Source organism: Duganella rivi, from assembly GCF_009857435.1.
In the GTDB taxonomy this organism is placed as follows: domain Bacteria; phylum Pseudomonadota; class Gammaproteobacteria; order Burkholderiales; family Burkholderiaceae_D; genus Rugamonas; species Rugamonas rivi.
Map to the genome: position 1 here is coordinate 267,524 of NZ_WWCK01000002.1, position 24,186 is coordinate 291,709.

The window sequence follows — 24,186 nt, forward strand, 5'->3', positions numbered from 1 at the left end:
GCTTAGCATTCGCTTCATTAGGCCAGGCCTTGCGTGTAGCCTGTTCCCTTGCGAATGGTTAAGAGCTCGCGGCGGGTCTTCGATTCGTGCAGTGCCAGGTGAACCCAGCTATCGTATTCAAGGATCAATTGGTCAAAAGGCAGGTCCATGCCGGCGATATGTTGCGCCAGCTGGCGCGGCGTCATGCCGTTGACATTGATGTCCGCTGCCAAACCGCGCATGTGGGCGCTGTTGCTGGCGCCGCCGACCGCGAGGTTCAGCCGGGGCGAGCGAAAAGCGCTTGAGACCCGCACTGGCTGCTTCACGCTGGCACGGACTTTTTCCAGCGTCTCTGCCAGGCGGCTTAGATTGTCCACCTCGGTTTGCGTCGGCAGGTTGAGTATGCCCAGCCGCGTTGCGGTTTGCGACTCGGTCATTTCGCGCAGCGTGAAGTGAGGTGTCAGCACTTTCGGGGCTGCTGCGCCATCGTCGTAGCGCAGTTGGCAAAATCCGCCCGCCAGCTCGGTGCATCCAAGAAAAGTCCAGCCCTGAAGCTGAATCAAGTCACGCTGAAGTTCGCAGTCTTCACATGGAATTTCTACGGTTGGCATAATAATCTCCTAGTCTTTAAGTTGGGCAAGTTCGCAAACTTTGACGGTGTGGCCACGCAGCAGGCCGGTGTAATAGCTGGAATTCGGGTCGAGCTGCACCAGTTTGTTGAGGTAGGCCTTGCGGGCCTGCTGTGTGTTACTGGTATCGCGCATGGCGGCGGCCACGGTGTCCAGGTCGGTGCTGAAAAGCCGCAGGCTTACAACGTTGTCGGCAACCTTGCTCAGGTACTTGTCCTGCATGCCGGCAAAGCAGTTCACGCTGGCGCGAACATAGTTGTTTTGCAGGCGCTCATCTTCGCGGTACGCGGCAAGCCGTGTTCGCGCCTTCGATTCCAGCGCGGTCTTAATGTCCGGTTTTTGGGCTAATTCATTTGCGGCCACGCCGGTGGCAAAGAATTGCTTGACGTCGGCCTTGGCCTTGTCGGGCCCCGGATCTTCGTCTATGTCCAGCGAGGCCAGAACCGAGGGGTAGTCCGACGCTTTGGCCCCGGCAGGAATGACTGTTATTTCGTTGCGTTTGTACCCCAGTACAAAGGTATTGATCGCCGTTGCGCCAAAGCCGACCTTGAAGCCGGCGGTGGTGTTGGTGCCGAAGAACATGACGGTGTTATTGTTTGCCAGGCCTTCTTCATTCTTGTCGTTTTTCTGCTCCGCGACGGAGTTGTAGTCGCTTTGCTGGAAGAGTGTCTTTTTCCGCGTCACTTGCTCTCTTGCCGGCTCATTCAATGCCGCGCTATCCGCACCGAGCACGAGGCTGGCCGCATCGCCGGTAGCGTACACCTGCTTGATCTTGCGATTGATGAGTGAACCGTTGGTTTCGAGGTCGGCGTAGACGGGGGGCGTGTGCTTGCCCTGATAGCGCGGCGAGAAATAGCCTTCTACGCGGTCATGCGCAAAGCTGGCGCTCGCCGCGGTGTTGTCGACATTGACGCCGATCGAAGTCGAGGTGACAAAGACGACATTTTCCGGCGCCGTTGCGCATCCGCCCAGACAGGTGATAAGGGCGCCGATGCTAACGAGCTGGTAGGTTGGATGCATGTTCTTCTCCTGATAGCGTGAACGGTGGTTCGATGCGTACGCAGCTATGCTGGTGTATGCCCGCCAGCGTGTTGTCGCTGTAGCCGATATCCAGCGCGCTGCCGAGCGGCGTCCTGCTGAAGGCCAGCCCGACACTGCGTACCCTGATCCAGTCGGCGCCCGTTGCTGCTGGCGCGATGGCTGGCGGCACGCTGACGTGCGCCAGCCCTAGCACATTGCGCGTGCCGTCCGGGCTGACCCAGGTCAGGGCGCAGCCCGAAAGCAGCAGGCAGGCGAGGGGCAGGATGCGGTGCATGTTTTAATCTGCACGGGCCGGCGCGGGCGCCTTGCGGCGGCGACGCCAGCCCACCAGCCCGAGGCCGGCCAGCAGCATGGCATAGGCACCCGGTTCCGGTACCGGCTGGGCGCTAAAGGCGGCGCCGCCGTCGGCCGAGAAGCGGAAGTCGGTGATGGTGTAGCCGTCCGACTCGGCCGCGAAGCTGACGCCGCTGTACAGGCCGTGGTCGATGTCGCCCGCGCCTTGGTAGTCGATGAAGTTGTCGATGTCGAACAGGCCGCTGGCGTTGAAGGCATTGGGATCGGTCGCGCCCAGGAAATGGAAGCTGATTTTCAGGCCGCTGAAGTCCAGCGCCGCGCCATTCTTGAACAGCAAGTGGTCGATGTTGTAGCCGCCCGCGCCGTTTGATTCCACTTCCAGCACCAGCCGCCCGCCCAGCCCGTTGATGAAGTCGCCATCGATCACCAGCGTGCCCGGCGAGTTACCTGGATTGAACACGCCGCGGTTGATGATGTCGGCCACCAGGGTGCCGTTGCCGCCCACGTAGCCGAGTGCGCCGATTTCCAGCGTGCCTGCCGTGAGCGTGCTGCCGTTGACGATCAGCGTGGCGTTGCCGCCGTCTACGCCGTAGCGGGTGCCGACGCCGACATAGTCTGCCGTCAGCGAGGCGTTATTTTCCAGCTTGAGCGTGGCGCTATCACCGCCCTGGCCGCCGACGTAGACGCTGCCGCCTGCCGCGCTCAGGCTGCTGGCGTTAAGCACCATGCTGCTGACGCCGTTGATTTCCGCCACCGCCTTGCCGGCGCCCGCAATGAGCGTGATCGCGGAGCCGCTATCGGCGCGCAGCACGCCGCTGCCGCCGCTGCCCACGCTCAGCAGCACGCCGCCCTCGCCAGCGTTGGCCAAGGTGATGGCGGCACCGTTGCGCAACTGTGCCGAGCCGGACGCGCCGGCGCCGCTGCCCAGCCGCAGCGAGGCGCCTTCGCCGTTGCGCCACTGGCCGCTCAGCGCCACCGTGCCGCCGTCGGCCAGCAGCCGGCCGTGGCCGCCGTCGAGACCGAGGTTGAATTTGGTGGTCTCGATGCGGCCGCCGTTCAGCACGCTCACCTGTGCGCTGCCGAGGGTACCCATGCCGGCCGCGATTTCGCCATCGACACCGGCCACTTGCAGGCGCGAGCCGGCACCGCTGACGGTGGCCGTGCCGGTGCCGCTGGCGCCATTGATGTCGATGCCGAGATAGAGCCCGGTGCTATAGGCCGTCTCGGCTGACGTTTGGCCGATCAGGGACAGGAGGCCGCCGTTCAGCACGCTCACTTGCCCAACGCCGCCGAAGCCGATGGCGGCCCATGGGTTTTGCGCATCGCTGCTGGCCGGCGCAGCCTGCGAGCTGAACAGCAATTGCGAGCCGGCGCCGCTGATGCTCAGGGTGCCGGTGCTGGACTCGCCTTCGTAGCTGACGCCGACGTTCAGTGCCACATTGCGCACTTCGCGGAAATCGAGCACGGCGCCGTTCGAAATTTGCAAGCGCCCGTGACCACCCACGACACCGACGTCGATGCCGCCATACTTCCACTCGCTGCCGCTGGCGCCGCTACCGGCGCCGTCAAATATCGCCGTACCGTTGCCGCCATTGAAGCCGATGACAAGGTTGCTTACGCCATCGACGCGGCCGCCGCGCGTGACATTTAGCGTAGCGGAGGCCTGATCGGAACCGATGTGCAGTTCGTTGTACTGCGAGGCAAACAGGACGCGTGAACCGGCGCCGCTCACTGTCGCAGTGGTGGCGCCGTTCTGCCAACCCAGCTTCATGATGGCGGTGTTGACGCCGGTGCTGCCCATGATTAGCTCGGCGCCGGCAAGGATGCGCAAGTCAACGCTGCTGCCGACGCCGTCGCTGCCGCCGCTATTGGTGGCAAACCAGGCGTTGCTGTTGTTGAGCGGATTGCCGCTGACAGTCCAGCTGCTGCCTGTCCCTTGCAGCAGCACATGGGCAAAGCTGTGTTCAGTACCGATGGCGCTGGGGCCGTTAGGCCCGCTGCCCACCGTGGCGTACTGCGATTCCACCTTGCCGCCATCGCGCACCGTGAGGCTGGCGCTGCTGATGCCGCCCGGCGTGCCGTTCACGTAGCCCGAGCCGATTTCCGCCCATGCGCCACCCACGTCCAGTGAGTTGATCACGCTGACGCGGCTGCCGGCGCCGGTGACGGTCAGGCTGGCCTGATAGCCGGCGGAGGTGCCGATGACGTTGCCGCACCAGACGTTCAGGCAGGTGAGGGCGTCGGCAGTGGCGTCCAGCACCGCGCCATCGGACACGGTCATGCTGCCGTTCTCGATGTTGAAGCGGTGGTTGTCGGTCTTGGACAGCGTCAAGCGCGAGCCGGCGCCGCTGAGCAAGACGGTGCCGTCGCCGCCTTGCAGGCCGATATTGAGCACGCCGGCGCTGAGGCCGGCGCCGCCGGTAATTTCCAGCCGGCCGGTGCCGGCGTTGCCGATGTCGAGGAAGGAGCCGCTGAGAAACGTGGCGCTGCTAGTGCTGCCGTCGATTAGCAATGCGCCGGTGCCGCCGTGGGTACCAACACCGATGTATTGAGCGCCGCTTAGCTTGCCGCCATTGAACACATTGAGGGTACCGAAGCCGCCATTGGCTCCAATGTCGAGGTTGCTGCCAAGGGTGCCTCCCTGCATGGCGATGCTGCCGCCACCGCTAACATTGGCGGTGACGTGGGCGCCGTTGGCGCCCAGACGTAGTGCTGAATAGCGGAATATATCGCTTTCGTAAATGGCGAGCGTGCCGCCGTTTTCGATGTCTAGCGTGGCCGTCGCGCGCTCGCCGTAACCCAGACTCAGCACGGCGTTGCGGTCGCTGCCCAGATTGCCAATGGCCCAAGCCGAGCCCGCACCATTGATGAGGATACTGGCGTGACTGCTTTCCGTGCCCGGTGTTTGCCAGCCGGTAAGCTCGCTATCGGAGCTGTAGCTGTACTCGCTCATCAGGTGGGCGCCGTCGAGTACGTTGAGGTGGCCGATAGCACTGCCACCGCTGACGCTGCCGTTAGGATCACGGTAGGCATGCGCAATGTCGATCCCATGCACAAAGGCGGCCGAGGTGTTTTTTCCCGTGAGGGTGAAGGTTCCCTCGGAGCCGGCGGTGCCGGCGACATTGACGCCGCACCAGCTATTCACGTTTGAGCAACCGCCGCCGCTCATCCAGCTGTGAATCGCCGCGCCGTCGGCCAGCGTCAGGCTGGCCGTGCCGAAGCCGCCCACGGTCAAGCGGCCCTCGTTGCCGGTAAGTTCCAGTAACGTACCCGGACCGCTGATGGTGCTGGTGCTACTGCCGGCAACGCCATTGTTGCTGACTGCGTACGCTAATGAGCGCAGACTGGCATATGTGAGTTGGCCCATGCTGAACGTACCGTTGCCGCCGGTACCTACGCTGAGATGCACATTAGGCTGGTAGATGTCGCCCGCCGGGAAGGGCGTGGCGTACCACGGATCGCTCCAGTAATTGCCACTGAGCTCGATCACGCCGGCCTCGGTCGCCGGCGCGGCCAGCCACATCAGCATGGCCTGCGCCACCAGCAGCGACAAGCGTTTCGGACAAACAGGACGGACGGCGGAACGGCGTGTGCGCATGGCTGGCTCCAGATAGTTGTAGAAATTGAACTACTGTGGCACACCGCCCCGCCGCGGTAAATGATGCAATTGCATCATGTTTTTTGGAACGTTTTCTACTGCAATGCAACAAAGCGCGCCTTTTCTTGAAAAATAAATTGTGAATAAAATAATTTTTGACTAAGCTAAGCTATCCTTTTGCCCGCTTCGAGTCTCCCCATGGAATCCCACGCTTCGTTCTTGCTGGCGCTGTACCGTGGTGCGCGCACCATGCCGACAACCGACTTTCCGGAGTTCGCGCTGGGCTTGCTGAAGGGTGTCATTCGATTTGAGAAGGCGCGCTCGACCACCGTCGAACTGCAAGGCGAGGGCGCCGTGGTGCGTGCCATTTTGTTGCACAATGAGCCCGACGGCATGGTGCTGGATTGGGCCGAGGTCATGCGGCAGGACAAGGTGTTCCACGGCGTGCGCGACAACCTGGGGCGGACCATGAATTACCACGCCAACAGCTTGTTCGCCGGCCCCGACACCGCCCTGATGCGCGACTACGCCAACCGCTACCAGCACCGCAACGGCGTGGTGCTGATGGAGCGCGACCCGCTGACCGGTTTGCACGACAGTCTGGCCCTGTACCGGGTCGGCGACGCCGACCATTTCAGCGCAACCGAGCAGCGCGCTATGCAATTGCTGGCGCCCCACGTGCAAGAGGCGCTGCACATCAACCAGCAGACGCAGCAGGATGCCCAGCCGCACGGCGATCTTGCCATCGCCCATTTCGACGGCGCGGTGCAGTTCTGCGGCCCGGCCTTCCACGCGCTGGCGCAACTGGAGTGGCCGGACTGGCGCGCGCTGCGCTTGCCCGCCGAATTGCTCGATGCGCTAGCCCGGCCCGGCGGCAGCTACAACGGCCGCCACTTGCTGGTGTCGTGCACGGCGCGCGAGCGCTGGCTCTACCTGCGCGCGCGCAAGCATTTCAAATTCGCCCAGTTGTCGCCGCGCGAGCTGGAAGTGGCGCGCTGCTATGCCGGCGGCCTGTCCTCCAAGGAGGTGGCGCAGCGGCTGGGACTGGCGCCAGCCACGGTGCGCAACTTCCTGCAAAAGGTGTATCAAAAGCTGGAGATCAGCGACAAGGCGCAACTGGCCACCGCGATCACCGCCAGCGCCGTGCCATGGTCGCCGCCGCCGCGCCTGGCCGCCGCACCCCGCGCCGCGGGGCGGCCATGAGCAGCCCCGCCTTATTCCTGCACGGCGGCCCGGCCATGGGCGCCGCCATGGAGCGCGCCAGCTACCCGCAACTGGCCGATTGCCACTGGTGGGATCAGCCGCGTCCGGCAGCGGGCACGCGGCGGCCGTACCACGACTTGCTCGATGCCGCTGAAGTTGAACTGCGCCGGCTGGCCGCGCTGCATGGCGAGCCGCTGACCTTGCTGGCCAACTCTTTTGGCGCCGTGCTGGCCACCCACCTGGCGCGGGTGGCGCCGCAGTTGATTGCCTGCATCGTGCTGCTGGCGCCGGTGGCCGAGCTGGAGCAGGGCTTGCTGCGGGTGGCGCGCCACGTGGTGCAATTTTCTGAGGTGCCGGCGCCCGCGTTGCAGGCCGCGCTGGCCGCCCACGAGCGGGCGCAGGATCGCGAGTCGTATTGGGCCATGTTCCACGCGCTCTTGCCGCATCCCAGCTTGAGCAGCCAGTACTGGCTGCCGGGCTCGTCGCGCGCGGCATGGTTTGCGCAGATGCTGGCCTTGCCAGAGATGTTTGATCTGGCCGCCCACATGGCGATTGCCGATGATTACCAGCGTGCGCCATTGCTGCCGCAGGCCGTGCCGTTTAGCGGCCCGGTCGAACTGATTTTCGGCGCCGCCGATCCGCTGACCGATGCGGTGGCGGCCGCCGCATGGTGGCGCCAGTGCTATCCGCAAGCACAGGCGCGGCGCGTGGCGGCAGCGCATTTCCCGCACCTGGAGCTGCCGCCATCGGCTTGGCTGCCTGCCGCCTGAGCGTGGCGGCTTACTTGATGCCGACCAGCTCCACATCGAACACCAGCGCGGCGTTGCCGGGGATGCTGCCGCCGGCCCCCGCAGTGCCGTAGCCGAGGTTGCTTGGGATGAGCAAGGTGCGCTTGCCGCCCACCTTCATGCCCACCATGCCCTGATCCCAGCCTTGAATCACCATGCCCGCGCCCAGCGTGAAGCTGAAGGCGCTGCGGCCAGCCGAGCTGTCGAATTGCTTGCCCTTGAAGCCGGGCGCGTTCGGGTCGTACAGCCAGCCGGTGTAATTGACGGTCAGCGTCTGGCCGGCCACCGCCGCGCTGCCGGTGCCCACGACGCTGTCGGTCACGGTCAGGCGCGCAGGCTGGGCGTTGGCCGGGTTGACGGTGTAAATCAGGTGCAGGCCGTTGGAATACACCTCGTCCACGCTCAGCAGGCTGAGCGTGCCCTGGGCGCCGATGCGATAGCTGAAACTGCGGCTGAACGTGGCTTGGCCGGCGGCGCTGGTGTGGGCCGCGCTCAGCTTGAGAATCGCGCTGTCGCTGGCGTTGCCGTCTGCCGTTACCTCGTAGCTCAGCACCCGCTGGCCCGGATTGCCGGATTTGCTGCTGTCCGCGTACAACTGCTGGGTGGCGTACACGCCGCGATCGCCTACCTTGGCCGATGCCGGCAAGCTGCGCTGCGCGGAGCTGGTGATGTCGTAGTCGGAATTGCTCTGGGAGTGGCCGAGCAGTGCGTCGTCGGCGTCGAAGTAGTCGCGGATCGTCCATGCCAGGCTCGCTGGCGAGCAGACGGTCAGGCCCAGGCTGGCGTTGGTTTCGCTCAGCAGCGCGCTGTTGCCTTCAAACGTCACGCTGGCCGGCGCCTTGGTCGTGTAAGACGCATAGCCGGCGCAGTCGCCCGAGATGGTCAGGTAATCGGTGGTCGGTGCGCTGATGCGCTGGCGGTAGGCCGTGCGCAGCGGGAAGGCTTTGGCGTAGGCCGGGTAGTTGACGCCATACTCCATGTAGGCGATGCCGTTTTGCACCGCACCGGCCGTGCCGGCCTTGTTTTCCGCGCTGCCGCTAAAGCTGGCCAGCACGCCGGCCAGGGTATCGGCCTTGCGGTCGAGGATGCCGACCCAGTAGTCGATCCCGCCCTGGTCGCCGGCGCGGTTCAATACGTTTGCGTAATATTGCTGCACCACGGCGGTGTTGGTGTTGGCCTGCGCGTACAACGTTTTAAACTCATCGGAGCTGACAAAGCCTTGCGCGATCGAGAGCAGATCCGCGCCCTGATCCGAGGCGCCGATCCAGTAACCGAGGCCGGCCGCGTCCGGTGTGCGCGCGAAGGCGGCGCGGTACAGGCGGTAGACCTGGCCCGGAATGCCGTCGACGTCGAACGACAGCGAGCTGTCGCTAAAGCGCAGGCGCGCGGTTGCCGCTACCACGCGAGCCGCTTCGCTGCCGGTGGTGTCCGTGACCAAGTAGCCGCCGCTGGCGGCGGTGATGCTGTAGTTGCTGCGCAGGCCGGTGAAAATGATCGGCGTTGCTGCGCTGGTGGCTGCTGTGGTTGCCGCTTGGCGCATGCGTTGCGGCGTGTCGTTGGATGGGCTGGTAGTATCGCCGCCGCAAGCGGTGACGAGGAAAGCGGTAATGAGGCTGGCGCAAAGCAGGGACGTACGCATGGTTTTAATTCTTCAGGGGCGGCAAAGCGGCTAGTGTAACTTAAAAGCAAGAAATTTCGGATACGCTCAGGTGCGCATTTTGCGGCGAAATCTCGCATAAATACGCGATTCCTATGGACGGGAATCTTGCCACTCGGTATTCTGAATCATGGGAAACCACGTTTCATCTTTAAAAAAATAAGTAGAGGTAAGATTATGAGCAGCGAAAACAAAGCGGTGGTCTACGGCACGGAGGATTTGCTGGAAAGCCTGTGCAACTCGGTCACCAAGGTGCTGAATGCCGCCACCCAAAGCCCAGTCAACTACGCCGGCATGGTGCAGCGGATCACCAAGATCGGCCTGAAACCCGACATTGGCTGTTTCGTCTTGTTTGATGGTGGCTTTACCGGTCTGGTGGTACTGAACTTTGCCGGCAGCACGGCAATGGAAATTTACGAACGCTATATGCTCAACATGGGCATGCCGAAATCGGAGCTGGCCAGCTCGCACACCTCGGACGAAGTGTCCAACATCCTTGGCGAGCTGATGAACCAGATCGTTGGTGACTTTACCGGCAAGGTGCGCCGCGAACTGCAAACCAATATCACCCAGAATCAGCCGAAAATGCTGGTGCTGAACAAGCAGATCGTGCTCAGCGTCGACACCCCGCTGGACCGCCCGGAAATGCGCCGTGTCAGTTTCTATACCGAGACTGGTAACGTGTTCTACCTGGAACTGGCGATCGATCGCACCGAGTTCATCCGCCTACGCGACTTTGACTCCAGCGAAATCGACGACCCTGATGCCTTGCTCGAGCAGCAGCGCGCCGCCCACCTGGCCGGTGGTGCTGCCGCGGCTCCAGCGGCACCCGCCAGCGACGCCGACGCCGACGAATTGCTGAAATCCCTCGGCATGTAACACCTCCCTCACACGGCCAGCCGCGCGCTGGCCGTGCTGCATTTGTGGCAATTTTCCTACACTTTGCCGCGTCTGCCTTACGCCCGATGCCTTCCCGCTAAGCTTATCGATATCGTCATTGTGTTGATGGCGCGACACGCCTAAGCCACTGAATATTCAGTTCTTGCATATGCTTAGCCGAATTTCCAACCGTTCCACGGCTGAGCGTTATATTCAGCTTGCAATACATGGTATCAATCTACGAGAATATCGCCTTTCAAAAAAGTCAGTGCAATATTGCTAGCAACTACAAGCGCTGCATCCAAAAAAAGAGAAAGCAGGAGACAACTGTTTTTAACTCTTTGCACTACATTTAAATCGGGAAATTGAATGATCAAACTGTCGAAGATGCACAAGCGCGTGCTGGCGCTGGGTGCTGTATTGCCGCTGGGTACTGCCATTGCACAAACCGCCGAGCCACAACTGGAAACCGTGACCGTGACCGCTCAGCGCCGCGCGGAAAACATCAAGGATGTGCCGGTCTCCGTGACCATGCTCAAGGATGAGAAACTGGACGTGCTGCTGTCCGGCGGTCAAGACATTCGTTTCCTGGCCGGCAAAGTGCCGTCGCTGAACGTGGAATCGTCGAACGGCCGTACCTTCCCGCGCTTCTACATCCGCGGTTACGGCAACACCGACTTCTCGACCTTCGCTTCGCAGCCCGTGTCGCTGGTGTATGACGACGTGGTGCAAGAGAACGGCATCCTGAAAGGCTTCCCGGTGTTCGACGTGGCTGGCGTAGAGGTACTGCGCGGCCCGCAGGGCACCCTGTTCGGCCGCAACACCCCGGCCGGCGTGGTGAAGTTTGAATCGGCCAAGCCGAACCTGGACAAGGTCGAAGGCTACTACAGCCTGTCGTGGGGCTCGCACAACACCACCAACCTCGAAGCTGCGGCCAACATTCCGCTGTCGAGCGAGTGGGCGATGCGCGTCTCGACCCTGCGCCAGCACCGCGACGACTTCGTCGACAACACCTACACCAAGCAAGCGGACTCGCTGGAAGGCTACAACGAGCACGCCGAGCGCGTGCAGTTCCTGTACAAGCCTAACGCCAGTTTCAACGCCCTGTTCAACGTGCACGCCCGCAGCACCGACGGCAGCGCGCGCCTGTTCCGTGGCAACCTGATCAAGAAGGGCACCAACGACTTCGCCGACGGCTACGACTTCACCAAGATCTCGACCGACGGCCTGAACTTCCAGAACCTGCGCACCAACGGCGCCAACGCCCGCCTGACCTGGGATCTGGGCGCGGTCAAGCTGTTCTCGATCACCGGCTACGAAGGCGTGGACAACTACTACACCCGTGGCGATATCGACGGCGGCTCGCCAGCCAACCCGCCACGCTTCCCGGTGCAGACCGCCGGCGGCATCACCGACCTGAAACAGTACAGCCAGGAATTCCGCGTTGAATCGAAAAACGCCGGCCCGCTGAACTGGCAGACCGGTGTGTACTACTTCAAGGAAAGCGGTACCGGCTTTAGCGACAACTTCGACAGCACCACCCAGGCGCAAACCTCGGACCTGACCAGCCACCAGAACAACACCGCTTACGCGGCGTTCGGTTCGGTGACCTATGACGTGTCGAGCGACTTCACCCTGCGCGCCGGCCTGCGTTACACCCACGACGAAAAAGACTTCCGCACCGTGAACATCTGGGGCGTGAGCCAGACCGGCCCGAAGTCGGTCGACGTGAGCAAGAACAAAGCCAACTGGGATCTGAGCGGCACCTACAAGATCAACAAGGATGTCAGCACCTACGCCCGCGTCGCGACCGGCTTCCGCGCACCGTCGATCGCCGCTGCGTCGGCATCGGTGCCGATCACCGTGGCCGATGCCGAGACCATCACCTCGGTTGAAGCCGGCATCAAGGCTGACCTGTTCAACCGCCGCGCCCGCGCGTCGCTGAGCGTGTACAACTACGACGTCAAGAACCAGCAGCTGACGGTGGTTGGCGGCACCTCCAACGTTACCAAGCTGATCAACGCTGCCAAGACCGCCGGCCGTGGTGTGGAAGCCGAGATCGAAGGCTTCGTGACCCCGGACTTCAAGGTCAGCCTGAGCGGTTCGTACAACTTCACCGAGATCAAGGATCCTAGCCTGTACGCAGCCGTCTGCGGTACTTGCACCGTGACCGACCCGATCGTCAACGGCCTGGCCTCGATCAATGGCAACCCGCTGCCGCAAGCTGCGAAGTACATCTTCAACGCCTCGGCGCGCTACAACTGGCCGCTGGCGGACGGCAACCTGTTCGTGCTGACCGACTGGTCGTACCGCAGCAAGATCAACTTCTTCCTGTACGAATCGAAGGAGTTCACCGGCAAGGAAATGCTGGAAGGCGGCCTGCGCGTGGGTTACAACTGGGATGGCGGCAAGTATGAAGTGGCCGCGTTTGGCCGCAACATCACCAACACCCGTCGCATCATTGGCGGCATTGACTTCAACAACCTGACCGGCTTCGTCAACGAGCCGCGCCAGTTTGGCGTGCAGTTCCGCGGCGGCTTTTAATTAATTGCCGCTTCAGCCTAGACAGCTGAAAAATGGCCGTATATAATGCGGCCTCTTTTCCCTGATAGCTCAGTCGGTAGAGCGACGGACTGTTAATCCGCAGGTCCCTGGTTCGAGTCCAGGTCGGGGAGCCAGAATTTAGAAGCCAACCTTTCGAGGTTGGCTTTTTTCATTTACGGCCTATGCCGCGCTCGAAGGCCGCGTGCATCTTGCTTAAATGGCCGCAATCTGGCATGTTGATGTTTTTGAAACTTGGATTCTGTTCCAGAGGACTTCCTTGATGCATACCTCAACGCTTCGCTGGCTTACCTTGATCTTCGTCGTGACACTGCTGTTTGAAGTCCACTCGCTAATTCTTGCGGGCTTATCGGTCGCGCTGGTTTTCCGCGTCCTGTTTTTAGCGTTGTTGTTTGTGCTAACGATCAATGGCCAGCAGTGGGCGCGCATCTTACTCGCCATATGCTACGCACTGGGAGGGATCGTGGCGCTGGCGTCCCTTGCCGCTGCCATGCCGCTGTGGGCAGTAGTCAATCTTGCTATCTTCGGAGTGTTTTCGCTGCTCGCATCGGGCTACCTATTTCGTTCGAGGGTACTGCGTGCTAACACACGCTAATTAGGGGGGATCAATGTCTATCGTAGCCCGCTTGATCTGGTTGTTCTGCGCCGCGCTGACGGGTGGGTATGTGGCGTTGCAGGGTATGGGCGTTTCGTATGCGCTTGAGCCGGAGCGCCACACGGTCTGGACGTCGCTGTTTTGGTTGCTGCCGGTGCAGTCATTGCCGCGCCGCTGTGGATTCCGGCGCTGGTGCCTTCGCGTTACGCATTTGTGTTTCAGGTTTGCCGATGTTTGGCACAACATCAGCCGCAGTATGGCGGCATCCTTATCCTTATCCGCCGTGGAGCCAGCCCAGCCACTGTAGCACCCTCCAGGCACCAATGACTGTCAAGGCGGCGACGGTCATGCTTAAGCCTGTCAGTACCGCCCGGAAGGCAAGGTAGCGCTCGCGCAGCAGGTCGCCAGCTACCCAGGTCAGCAGATGCACGCCGACCGTGAGCAGCAGGGCGGCGGTGGTGATGTTTTTGGCGTCGGTGCTGCCGAAGACGAGCGACAGCATCAGCGCAAATAGTTCGAAGGCATACAGTACCTTGATGAGGTGCAACCACCAGCGCTCCGCAAGTGTCCCTGGCACAGCCACGGCAACCACGCCTTGTAACAACAAGCCCAGTCGCGCCAGCCAAACCGAGGCAGGATTTTTCTGGCCTTTGCGGGAACTGATGGTCTCCAGCATGCGGCCGACGATGGTGATGGCGCGCGCCCCACTTTTCATCGTTGGTTGCGGCTCGGGAGCGGGCGGGAAGGCGTAATGATGGCGCACGTAGTCGGCCAGCGCAGGCTCGCTGAGTAGCCCGATGAGTATGCGCTCCATCTGCTTGTGCGCGGCCGCAGTCCCCGCGCACATTGAGACGACTTGCTGGCGCAGATACGCGCTCAGGGTTTCTGCGTTGCCTGCCTCGCGCAGTGCCTCGATCAGCATGGTGGTCAGGTCGACGCGGCCACCATCTAGTAGTGCCTCTTTCAATATGTGATCATGCGCCCGCTGGATGAGTTCCTTGCGCACGATGGCGGTGTCGTCGTCCGTCATTGGCAGCACGGTCTGGATCAGGCGCTCGGCGCCGTCCAGCCGGCCCCACATCACGTCGTTCACGCGCCAGCGGCGGTCGAGGAAGGCGCCGAAATTCGCCAGGGCCGTACCGGCCAGTTTGCGCCTGCCCTTCGACTTGGTTTCGTTGATGAGATTGGTGGCGTCTGCCGGGCTGATGCGCACAACTTCGACCGTGCAGGGCTCGCCGGTGCCGGTGTCGCTGTACAGCGGGAAGCTGATCTGGTCGTAAGAATCGAAGCGCGCGAAATAGCCGCCGAGGAAGCGGCGCAGGGCCGTCGCGTGGACACTGTTGAGTTCGTCTTCACCGGCGACCGCTGCTACTTCCACCACGATGAGGCCGTCCGTATCGCACGTAAGGCGCGGCCTGCCGAGCATCTCCCAGCTATTTTCCGATGCCCGTTCGAATCCCGTTGCCACCATGCGCTGGTCGGCTTCGTGCTTGAAACGCATGGCTTCCAGGTTTGACTCTAGCGCCTCTTTTAACGGCCCATACCTGCCGGCAGTGGCGTGGTACACGGCCTTGGCTCGTACCACCACGCTTTCCTGCAAGGTGCGGCACAGCGATGCTTGGCGCGCAGCGGCCTTCAACTCGGGGTTGGCGCGCTCCCAATTGCCTCGACCGAGCAGGTTATCAAACACTTTGATCAACTGCGGACGCAACTTGGTAATTTCGTCGGCAGGACGGCTCGGTGTTGCCCGGTGTAGGCGGTGCAATTCCTTGCGGTCGCTCACCAGCACGGCCTTGATCCGCGCCAGCGTCCGCAAGGCGCCGTCCAGATCCGCTCTCGGCACGCCGCCGTCCTTCAACGCGTTAAACGGCGCCGGCAGCTTCTGAAGTAAGTCCTCCTCCACTTCGGACATCGGCAGCGGCTGGTATTGCGCATCCAGGTGGCCGTTGAGGAATTTGCGGAACAAGTGCGTCAACTGGTCTGTTCTGCGTAGTACGAAGCCTAGCCGGCGGATGCGGAATTCAAAATCAAACTGGTCAAGGAAGGCATTGATCTTTTCCTCGCCGTCCTCCTTGAAGGTTGCCTCGCGCCACACGCGTACCAGCGCGCGCAGTGCGTACTGCTCATCCGAGTCGACCACGATGCCCCACTGCACACCCAGGCGATTGGCCAGTTCGTCGGTGACAGCGTAGGCACGCTGGCGCCGATAGGCGAGGAAGGCCGGGCCGTACAACCTCAGCGTTTCCGCCATGGACATCGTGCCCCAGTTTGGCGTATCGGCGCCGCTGCATAGCAGCGCCGTCAGCGCGCCGTCGCCCAGTTGATCGACGCTGGCTTCACCCTGCCGCACCAGCCGCTCGATGCGCTCGATGCGGCGGTTGCGCTGTAGTACCGCCTGCAAATCTTCGCGGATCGTTTCGTATTGGGGAATCGAGGTCAGCGCGGCCAGCGAATTTTGCAGGGCATCGGGTTGTTGACCGGCTTCAGGCATGCCGGACTTGATGTGTTGCGGCGCTGGTTCGACATAAATCAGCTTGCGCTCCAGCGGCATGATCGCTTGGCGCCGCGCCAGCACATCGACCACGTAGCTGAACGGTTTGTTGTCGAGATAGCCGCCGTCGCCAAAGGCGCGGTGGATATGCTTGCCACCTTCCACCTCCTTGGACGGCAGGTTGGGGAAGAAGTTGCTCCATTGTGACAATGATGCGTCGTCCGGCAGTTCGGCGAGACGTCTGACCGTCGCCAGCGTCATCGGCTCGAAAGCGAACGGGAAGGACGAAGTGCAGCGCGCGGCGAATGCAAAGAACGGATTGTTGGCCTCTGTGAAATCGTTATGCCCGGCCGCATGGTCGCAGCTGAAATGGAAGTTCTGCTTGTAGCGTAGCTCGTCGACCACCTTGTCGAACAGGCGCAGCTTAACCTTGGAGCCGTTGATATCGGTGGTCGTGACGTAGAGGTCGACTTCCTCAGTGATCGGCCCGCCCAATTGATCCTGGGCTTGGCTTTGCGACTCGAATGCCTCCAGCAGCTTGGCGTACATGCGGTCGCTGTTCAAGAGCGACTTGGGCTGCTCGCTGCGCTTGGGGTCGCTGGCCTGGAAATTCTTGTACGTCGCCGCGTCGTTCAGTAGCAGGCCGAAGTCGCCTTCCCGGATCCACAGGTCTTTGAGCATGCCGAACTGTTCGCCATTGGCCAGCGACTTGGCGAGGAAGATGCCGTTGATGCCGCCGGCCGAGGTGCCGGAGATGGCATCGACTGTGAAGCGGGTTTGTGTGCAGGTGGCGGTGCTGACGCCTTGCCACGGATCAGGCTTGCCGCTCTTGATTTCACGGGCATACGCGGCGCGCAACTGGGGATTCGCAGCCAGCCACGACATGCGCTGGTACAACTCGCGCGTGCCGGTCGCCGCTTGCTTGAGCCCTTGCGCGGGCGTGGCGCAGGCCAGTTCAAACAGTTCGTTGCTCACGCCATTGATGTAGATTGCCAGCGAGACGCCGCCGTACATCACCACCCCAAAACGGATTTCATTGACGTAGTCGGCTTGCTGTTGGCTGCTCATCGTTCGTCCGTTTCCGAGAGATGTAGGAGTATTCCTACATTCTGGGGCAGAAATTTGACCGGATTATCTCCAATTCTCACTTTAGGTGGTCGCTGTCGAAAATACAACAAATGCGTCGCCAGCAGGTTTTTCCGGCTTCGTACATAATCAGCGGATCTTTTCTTTTGAAAGCTCGGATCCCATGGCTGACCTGTCCGCATTCCCTATCTCCGGCAAATGGCCGGCCCAGCATCCTGACCGTCTCCAGCTGTATTCGCTGCCGACGCCCAACGGCGTGAAGGTATCGATTGCGCTGGAGGAAACCGGCGTTCCGTACGAAGCCCATCTCGTCAGCTTTGAGCGCAACGATCAGATGTCGCCGGAGTTCCTGTCGCTGAATCCGAACAACAAGATCCCGGCCATCATTGATCCGAACGGCCCGGACGGCAAGCCGCTGGCGCTGTTTGAGTCCGGCGCGATTTTGCTGTACCTCGCCGACAAGACCGGCCAGCTGATTCCAAAGGACGCTGCCGGCCGCTACGAAACCATTCAATGGCTGATGTTCCAGATGGGCGGCATCGGCCCGATGTTTGGGCAGGTCGGCTTCTTCCACAAGTTTGCCGGCAAGGAGTACGAGGACAAGCGTCCGCGCGACCGCTATATCAACGAGTCCAAGCGCCTGCTGGGCGTGCTGGATCAGCGCCTGGAAGGCCGCCAGTGGATCATGGGTGATCAATACACCATCGCCGACATCGCCATCTTGCCGTGGGTGCGCAACCTGGTGAATTTCTACGGCGCGGGCGAGCTGGTCGAGTATCACCAGTTCCAGAACGTGCAGCGCGTGCTGGCGGCGTTCGTGGCGCGGCCCGCCGTGGCCAAGGGACTGGAGATTCCGCCGCGCGCTTGACGCTAGTGGTTGGGCGCGCGGCAGGCGGCGTCGGCTTCCCAGCGGCCGGAGCAGATGCGCGAGCGGCACAGCATGCCCTCGATCAGCCCTAGCTGCTTGCAGCGCGCCAGCAGTTGCACGGTGGTGTCGCCGTCTTGACGCTCGACCACGTCGCGGCTGCGCTCCGGCGTGACCGAGGCCGGCTTGTTGGTGTGTGCGACCAAGGCGGTGAGTAAGGTGACGTCGGTGTCGCCAGCCTGCGCGGCAGGCACGGTGTTGCCGGCGGGTGTGGTCGGGACAGCAGCAGTTGCCATACGTGTCGACGGTGCGGCCGGCTTGTGCTGCGCAGCCAGCGTCCGTGCGGGCGAGGGCGGGGCGCTGGCGCGCGCGGCTACGCCGGCGCCGGCGGTTGACGGCACGCTGCTGGCATCGTTAGCCTTGATCGGCGATGCGACATTGATAATCGCCGCTGCCTGTTCTGCTGGCGGCTCGCTCATCGTCACCTGGGGCGCGCGCCGCACTACCGTCGTCGTGCTACTGCTATAACCAGAGCGGAAGGTTTTCGGCGTGATCGCCTGGTCGTGCATCAGCCACGCCACGCCGCACATCAACAACAGCAGGGCAAACAAGCCGATCGTCCAGCCATCGATCGTCCAGCCGGCCGCCCGGGCTGGATGAACTTGTGCTCGCACGCCATGCTCCAGCTGCGCGAGGATGCGCTTGCTCTCTACCGGCCGCCGCGCGCCGATGGCCGCCATCAAATCTGGTTTCGCTTTATCCACAATATCCTCCTTGCATTTGATCTGGCCGAAGTTCGCCGTGTTGCGAACGGCCTACGATGCAGTGTCCGGTCTGTGGCATCGGCCCGTTTTGATGGAGCGCACCATGTTTCTCTTTTCCGTGCTGTTGTTCTTCGTTGTGACGTGTTTTTGTGCGTGGCTGTTGCTGTTTCCCGCTGGCCGCGACGTGATAGTGCAATCGCTGGACGCGATGAGCCGCCGCATCGGGCGGCAGATGCGCGGCGGCTACCGGCAGGGCGTGCAGCAAGCTGCCGGTGTCGGACGCGAGGCGGGCGGCGCTGTGCGGTGCTCGGCGCAGTTTGTGAAGCGGCGCTATCCGCTGCTGCTGGCGGTGGGCGTGCTGCTGACCGTGCCGCCCTTGCTGGCGCTGATGCTCAGCGGCCGCAGCATGCTGTCCGGCTTCGACAGCGACACCCACGCCATCAATGATCAAATCGCCGGCTTGCTGCAAGGCGAGCAGCTGAGCGCACCGGCGCCGCTGCCGCCGCTGGCCTTCACCACTGCCGAGGTGACGCTGGTGCGCCCCATGCTCGACAGCGCCAACCGCAACTGGCAACTGCTCGACCCGGCGTTTGCGCAGCGGCTGCTGCTGGTATTCAAAATCATGAAAGAGCGCCACGGCTACGACATGGCGATACTGGAGGGCTACCGCAGCCCGGAGCGGCAGAACGCGCTGGCCGCCGCCGGCCCTAGCGTCACAAACGCCAAGGCTTTCCAGAGCTACCACCAGTTCGGCCTGGCCGCCGATTGCGCCTTTCTGCGCGAAGGCAAGCTGGTCATTTCCGAGAAAGACCCATGGGCCATGCGCGGCTACCAGTTCTACGGCGCCGCCGCCGAGGCCGCGGGGCTGACGTGGGGCGGCCGCTGGGCCATGATGGACTTCGGCCACACCGAACTGCGCGTGCCGGGCACGGTGAAGAAGTAAGCGTCATTGTTCTTGCGCAAGAAATGCCGGCTTTGTTGGTGGCAACATTGATCAGTCCGCCCGCTGCATGGGCGTCGCCGTCTTCGCCGGACACGAGCTTATGATGCGCAGAATCTGGACTTTCCTCACCGATAGCCGTCACCTCACCATCATTGGCCTGCTGGCAATGGCGGCGTTCTTCTACCTTGGCGCGCAAGTGCTGGAGCTGGCGCTGATTTGGGCGCTAGCGGCGATTGCCGCGATGCTGGCGCTGGCCGGCGCGGTGTGGTGGTGGCGGCGCTGGCGCGCGCGGCGTGAATCGGCGCGGCTGGAGGAGGCCATCGGTCAGACCAGCGTTGATCCCACGGTGGCCGAAGTGAAGGCGATCCGCGACAGCATGCTGAAGGCAATCGACACCATCAAAGGCTCCAAGCTGGGCATCGTCGCCGGCGCGCGCGCCTTGTACGAACTGCCGTGGTACATGATCATCGGGAATCCGGCGGCGGGCAAGAGCACGGCCATCACCAACTCCGGCTTGCAGTTTCCGTTCGCGGACGGGAAGGTGCTGCAGGGCGTGGGCGGCACGCGCAACTGCGACTGGTTCTTCACCACCGAGGGCATCTTGCTCGACACGGCGGGCCGCTACTCGGTGCTGGAGGAGCATCGCGCCGAGTGGTTTGGCTTCCTCGATTTGCTGAAGAAGTACCGCCGCCGTGCGCCGATCAACGGCATCGTGATCGCGGTCAGCATCGCGGAACTGCGCGGCGATGATCCTGAAGTCGGCATCAAGCTGGCGCGCAGCCTGCGCAAGCGCGTGCAGGATCTGATCGAACGGCTGGAGGTGTTTGCGCCGGTGTATGTGGTATTCACCAAGGCTGATTTGATTGCCGGATTTGGCGAATTCTTCGCGCAGGCCGAGCGCGCGGAGCGTGAACGCGCGTGGGGCGCAACCATGCCGTATCAGCGCAAGACCAGCAGCCAGCAAGTGATGGCCTTCTTCGATCACGCCTTCGATGAACTGTGCGACGGCTTGAAGGCGATGAGCATCGCCACCATGGGCCAGCAGCGGCGCGAACGCATGGAGCCGGGCGTGTTCACTTTTCCCTTGGAGTTTGCGACCATCCGCGCGCCGTTGCGCTCCTTCCTCGTGACCTTGTTCGAGGAGAATCCGTTCCAGTTCAAGCCTGTGTTCCGTGGCTTCTACTTCACCAGCGCGCTACAGGAGGGCATGCCGCTGAGCGAACAATCACAGCGCGTGGCCAAGCGCTTTGCCTTGAGCGCGGTGGCGGCGCCGCCGGCCGCAGATGTCGGCCACTCCGGCTTCTTTTTGTCGAACCTTTTCCGCAAGGTGATTTTCGAGGACAAGGACTTGGTGTCGCAGTACGCCAGCAAAACCAAGGTGCGCTTGAAGTATGCGGCGTTCTTCGTGGCGGTGCTGCTGCTGGGCGCATCGCTGGGCGGCTGGAGCTGGGCCTACATGGGCAATCGCCAGTTGGTCAGCAATGTGCAGGCGGATTTGGATAAGGTGATCAAGCTGCAAGCCAAGCGCCTCGATTTGCAATCGCGCCTGGAGGCGCTGGAGATTATTCAAGACCGCATCCTGCAATTGGAGAAATACCGCGAGTCGCGACCATGGTCGCTGCGCATGGGGCTTTATCAGGGCGAGCTTTTGGAGCGCAAGCTGCGCGAGGAATACTTCGCCGGTGTGAAGAATGTGATGCTGATGCCGGTGGTAGCCAATCTCGAAACGCTGCTATCGGAGATGAACGCGCATGCGGCGGAATTGCAGCCGCCCGGCACTGCTGCACCTGCGCCGGTTGCGGGCCAGTTTCAGGAAGCCTCTCCCATCAACGTCGATGACGCCTACAACGCGCTGAAAAGCTACTTGATGCTGGCCGATAAATCGCACGCTGAAGCCAGCCACTTGAACGATCAGCTGCCGCGCCATTGGCGTGCTTGGCTGGAGAATAATCGCGGCGCGATGCAACGCGAGCAGCTGATTCACAGCGCCGAACGGCTCATGAGCTTCTATCTCGCGCAGATCCCCGATCCTGCATGGCCGCGCATCGATCTGAAGCTGGCGCTGGTCGATCAGTCACGCGAAAACCTGCGCCGCGTGGTGCGCGGCCTGCCGGCGCGCGAGCGGGTGTACGCCGACATCCGTGCCCGCGCCAACACCCGCTTCCCATCGCACACCGTGGCGCGCATGGTGGGCGAACAGGATCAGGCGCTAGTCACCGGCAGCTACGCGGTGCCGGGCGCGTACACCCGCGAGGCATGGGAGAAGTTCGTGCAAGAGGCCTTCCGCAATGCCGCCAACCGCGAACTGCAAAGCACTGACTGGGTACTGAAAACGGCCGCCCGCGACGACCTGACGCTGGAAGGCAGTCCCGAACAAATCCAGAAAGGCCTGACCGATTTATACAAAGCCGATTACGCGCGCGAGTGGCAGAAGTTTGTGCAGGGTGTGAGCATCGCCAATCTGAATGGCTTTGATGGCGCGGTGACGGCGATGAACCGCTTGGGCGATCCGCAAGCCTCGCCGATGTCCAAGCTACTGGGCGCGATTCACCAGCAAACTTCCTGGGACAATCCGTCCATGGTGAGCGCCGAGATGAAGGAGGCGCAATCGGGCTTCATCACCTGGATCAAATACAGCTTGTTCCGGCGTTCTCCGGCGCAGGTCAACATCAACCTTCCGGCGGAACGCCCGGCCGGCGGGCTAGGGCCGGTGGGCCGCGAGTTTGCCGGCATCGGCAAGCTGGTAGCGGCCAAGGACAAAGACGCTTCGCGGATGCGCGCCTACATGGACGTGCTGTCCAAGCTGCGCAGCCGCTTGAACCAGTTGAAGAATCAGGGCGATCCCGGCCCCGGCGCGCGCCAGTTCATGCAGCAGACGCTGGAAGGCAGCGGCTCTGAACTGGCGGACGCGCTGCGCTACGTTGATGAGCAAATGCTGGTCGGGATGAGTGACCAGCAAAAGCAGGCCATCCGCCCGATTCTGGTTCGGCCCTTGATGCAAACCTTTGCCGTGCTGATTCCAGCGGCCGAAGCGGAGATCAACAAGACGTGGCTGGCGCAGGTCTACGAGCCTTTCCAGCAAACGCTGGCCAATAAATATCCGTTCTCGCCAACGTCACGCATTGAGGCCGCCGACTCGGAAATCGCCCAGTTCTTTGGGCCGGACGGCGTGATCGCCAAATTCGCTACATCGGCTGTCGGCCCCCTGGTGCTGCGGCGCGGCGATGTGCTGGCGCCGCGTACATGGGCCGACATGGGCATTACGCTGTCGCCGCAAGCGGTGGCGCGTTTCCCTGGCTGGATTGCGCCGATTGCCGCAGGCGGCGTGGCTCCGGCGTCCGCCGCAGCGCAGACCGTGTTCCAGATACAGCCCATGCCAGCGCCGGGCACGCAGGAATACACGGTGGAGATCGACGGCCAGCAGCTCCGCTACCGCAACACCCCGGCGCAGTGGGCCAGCATGGTGCACCCAAGTCCGCAGGGCGCGCCCGGCGCGCGCATCACGGCTGTGGCGTTTGATGGCCGCAGCGTGGACGTGTTCAACGAACCGGGGCAGCTTGGCCTCAAGCGCATGATCGATACGGCGGCGAAGCAGAAGCGCGATGGCGGCGTGTTCGAACTGCGCTGGACTAGCGGCGGCATCACCGTGGCGATGGGCCTAAAGATCATCAGCAGCCCGGAAAGCGGCGGCGCGGCCAACGTACCGCAAGATCAAGGCTTCCGTGGCTTGCGGCTGCCGGAGACCTTCGTCGGTGCGCCGCTGGCAGCGTCCGCCCCGCCGCTGCGGCCGATCGATGGCGGGCCGCCTCCTACCGCCTTGGCGGGAGCGGTGCAATGAGGCGCGGGCCGCAGCCGGCGCGCATCGGCTACTTCGGCAAGCTGCCGGCGCGCAGTGACTTCATCAAGGCCGCCGACAATCTTCCGCTGGCTAGCTTACTGGACGAATGGCTGGCGGAGGTGATGAATATGCTGAGCGCCGATCCGCGCTGGAAGCTCAATTACGACGCCATGCGTCCGTTGCACTTTGCCTTCGTCGGCACGCGCAGCCGGCGTGCCATCGCCGGTCATCTGGCGGCCAGCAGCGATAGCTCGCGGCGGCGTTATCCCTTTCTCTGCATGAGCGCCATCGAAGTCGACGCGCCAGCCACTTTCGTGCCGCGCAGCCCTTTGATTCTTGCACCGCTGTGGGCCGAACTGGATCTGCTGGCGGCGGACGTGCTGGCCTCCGCCGACCCGGACACGCCGCTGCAAACGCTGTCCGGCACCCGCATTGAGATCGATCCCGGCGACGCGCAGCACGAGCAAACCTTCGTCGATTTCCTCGACCGCCACACCATCGGCGCGCTGGAAGCGATGCTGGGAACGGCGTCCGTACGCCGCACGTTACTGGCAGTCGGTCTGCTGCTCCAGCCGGTGCGCCGCAGCGGCGCGGAGCGGCTGGATAAAAGCCTGGTGCTGCCATTGCCGCTATCTCCACGCCAGCGCAATCTGGTGGCGGCGTTTTGGGTGGACTTGATCGCGCCATTCCTGCAGCAGGCCGACTTTGAACTGAGCCTGTTCTTTGCGGATCTGCGCGAACAGCCATCGCTGGTCATCGGTTTTTGCGGCGCAGCGCCGGAAACGCTGGCCGCCATTATCGATCCGCATAGCGCCGCCGAGCAGCAGATCAGCTTTGACTACGCCGGCTGGGTCGATGAACTGATCGCCGGCGACGCCCGCGTGCAAAAGCTCTCGGCCTACCTGGAGCAAGGCCAGTTGTCATTGCGCTCGGTGCAGGCGCTGTTCCATGAAACCTTTGTGTGAAGGAGTTCC

The 24,186-nt window shown here is 62.7% G+C and carries 16 protein-coding genes and 1 tRNA gene; 10 read left to right on the forward strand and 7 right to left on the reverse strand.

The window, feature by feature from the left end:
- Positions 1-17 precede the first annotated feature (17 nt).
- Genes GTP45_RS05775 through GTP45_RS05790 form a run of 4 tightly spaced genes read right to left on the reverse strand, consistent with a single transcriptional unit; the run spans position 18 to position 5,541 of the window.
- On the reverse strand, positions 18-590 hold the full coding sequence (locus GTP45_RS05775; protein ID WP_161012935.1) for a D-Ala-D-Ala carboxypeptidase family metallohydrolase: 573 nt from the start codon (positions 588-590) through the stop codon (positions 18-20).
- Positions 591-599: 9 nt separating this feature from the next.
- On the reverse strand, positions 600-1,628 hold the full coding sequence (locus tag GTP45_RS05780; protein WP_161012936.1) for a hypothetical protein: 1,029 nt from the start codon (positions 1,626-1,628) through the stop codon (positions 600-602).
- The gene (locus GTP45_RS05785; RefSeq protein ID WP_161012937.1) at positions 1,603-1,923 is read right to left on the reverse strand and encodes a hypothetical protein; all 321 of its coding nucleotides are present in this window, start codon (positions 1,921-1,923) and stop codon (positions 1,603-1,605) included. Before GTP45_RS05785 ends, GTP45_RS05780 begins: the two co-directional genes overlap by 26 nt.
- Before the next feature lie 3 nt (positions 1,924-1,926).
- Complete coding sequence (locus tag GTP45_RS05790; RefSeq protein ID WP_161012938.1) at positions 1,927-5,541, reverse strand: beta strand repeat-containing protein; 3,615 nt, start codon at positions 5,539-5,541, stop codon at positions 1,927-1,929.
- Positions 5,542-5,739: 198 nt separating this feature from the next.
- Between GTP45_RS05790 and GTP45_RS05795 the strand changes: the two genes are divergently transcribed.
- Both GTP45_RS05795 and GTP45_RS05800 read left to right on the forward strand, forming a co-directional pair.
- Positions 5,740-6,744, forward strand: coding sequence for a helix-turn-helix transcriptional regulator (locus tag GTP45_RS05795; protein WP_161012939.1), 1,005 nt, complete (start codon positions 5,740-5,742; stop codon positions 6,742-6,744).
- Positions 6,741-7,514: an alpha/beta fold hydrolase gene (locus tag GTP45_RS05800; protein ID WP_161012940.1), complete on the forward strand. Its 774-nt coding sequence runs from the start codon at positions 6,741-6,743 to the stop codon at positions 7,512-7,514. The genes GTP45_RS05795 and GTP45_RS05800 overlap by 4 nt, the downstream gene beginning before the upstream one ends.
- 10 nt (positions 7,515-7,524) lie before the next feature.
- Here GTP45_RS05800 and GTP45_RS29140 read toward each other — a convergent pair whose 3' ends face one another.
- Positions 7,525-9,171: an FKBP-type peptidyl-prolyl cis-trans isomerase gene (locus GTP45_RS29140; protein WP_161012941.1), complete on the reverse strand. Its 1,647-nt coding sequence runs from the start codon at positions 9,169-9,171 to the stop codon at positions 7,525-7,527.
- 195 nt (positions 9,172-9,366) lie between these two features.
- Between GTP45_RS29140 and GTP45_RS05810 the strand changes: the two genes are divergently transcribed.
- The 4 genes from GTP45_RS05810 (at position 9,367) to GTP45_RS05825 (ending at position 13,225) form a co-directional block, all read left to right on the forward strand.
- Complete coding sequence (locus tag GTP45_RS05810; protein WP_161012942.1) at positions 9,367-10,068, forward strand: DUF3334 family protein; 702 nt, start codon at positions 9,367-9,369, stop codon at positions 10,066-10,068.
- 369 nt (positions 10,069-10,437) lie between these two features.
- Positions 10,438-12,612 (forward strand): TonB-dependent receptor, encoded by a 2,175-nt coding sequence (locus GTP45_RS05815; protein WP_161012943.1) that lies wholly within the window; start codon positions 10,438-10,440, stop codon positions 12,610-12,612.
- Positions 12,613-12,670: 58 nt separating this feature from the next.
- Positions 12,671-12,746 (forward strand) — tRNA-Asn (locus tag GTP45_RS05820).
- Positions 12,747-12,829: 83 nt separating this feature from the next.
- Entirely contained in the window at positions 12,830-13,225 is a 396-nt protein-coding gene (locus GTP45_RS05825; protein ID WP_161012944.1) for a hypothetical protein, read from the forward strand.
- Between the two features lie 274 nt (positions 13,226-13,499).
- Here GTP45_RS05825 and GTP45_RS05830 read toward each other — a convergent pair whose 3' ends face one another.
- Complete coding sequence (locus GTP45_RS05830) at positions 13,500-16,784, reverse strand: patatin-like protein (protein WP_161012945.1); 3,285 nt, start codon at positions 16,782-16,784, stop codon at positions 13,500-13,502.
- A gap of 181 nt (positions 16,785-16,965) precedes the next feature.
- Here GTP45_RS05830 and GTP45_RS05835 point away from each other — a divergent pair, with 181 nt between their 5' ends.
- Positions 16,966-17,670: a glutathione S-transferase N-terminal domain-containing protein gene (locus GTP45_RS05835; protein WP_161012946.1), complete on the forward strand. Its 705-nt coding sequence runs from the start codon at positions 16,966-16,968 to the stop codon at positions 17,668-17,670.
- Positions 17,671-17,672: 2 nt separating this feature from the next.
- Here the strand turns inward: GTP45_RS05835 and GTP45_RS05840 are convergent, their stop codons facing one another.
- Positions 17,673-18,431: a RodZ family helix-turn-helix domain-containing protein gene (locus tag GTP45_RS05840; protein WP_371874413.1), complete on the reverse strand. Its 759-nt coding sequence runs from the start codon at positions 18,429-18,431 to the stop codon at positions 17,673-17,675.
- Between the two features lie 103 nt (positions 18,432-18,534).
- Here GTP45_RS05840 and GTP45_RS05845 point away from each other — a divergent pair, with 103 nt between their 5' ends.
- The 3 genes from GTP45_RS05845 (at position 18,535) to tagF (ending at position 24,177) form a co-directional block, all read left to right on the forward strand.
- Positions 18,535-19,374: a M15 family metallopeptidase gene (locus GTP45_RS05845; RefSeq protein WP_161012947.1), complete on the forward strand. Its 840-nt coding sequence runs from the start codon at positions 18,535-18,537 to the stop codon at positions 19,372-19,374.
- Between the two features lie 103 nt (positions 19,375-19,477).
- Positions 19,478-23,212 (forward strand): type VI secretion system membrane subunit TssM, encoded by a 3,735-nt coding sequence (gene tssM / locus GTP45_RS05850; RefSeq protein ID WP_161013448.1) that lies wholly within the window; start codon positions 19,478-19,480, stop codon positions 23,210-23,212.
- The gene (tagF, locus tag GTP45_RS05855) at positions 23,209-24,177 is read left to right on the forward strand and encodes a type VI secretion system-associated protein TagF (protein WP_161012948.1); all 969 of its coding nucleotides are present in this window, start codon (positions 23,209-23,211) and stop codon (positions 24,175-24,177) included. Before tssM ends, tagF begins: the two co-directional genes overlap by 4 nt.
- Positions 24,178-24,186: the final 9 nt, after the last annotated feature.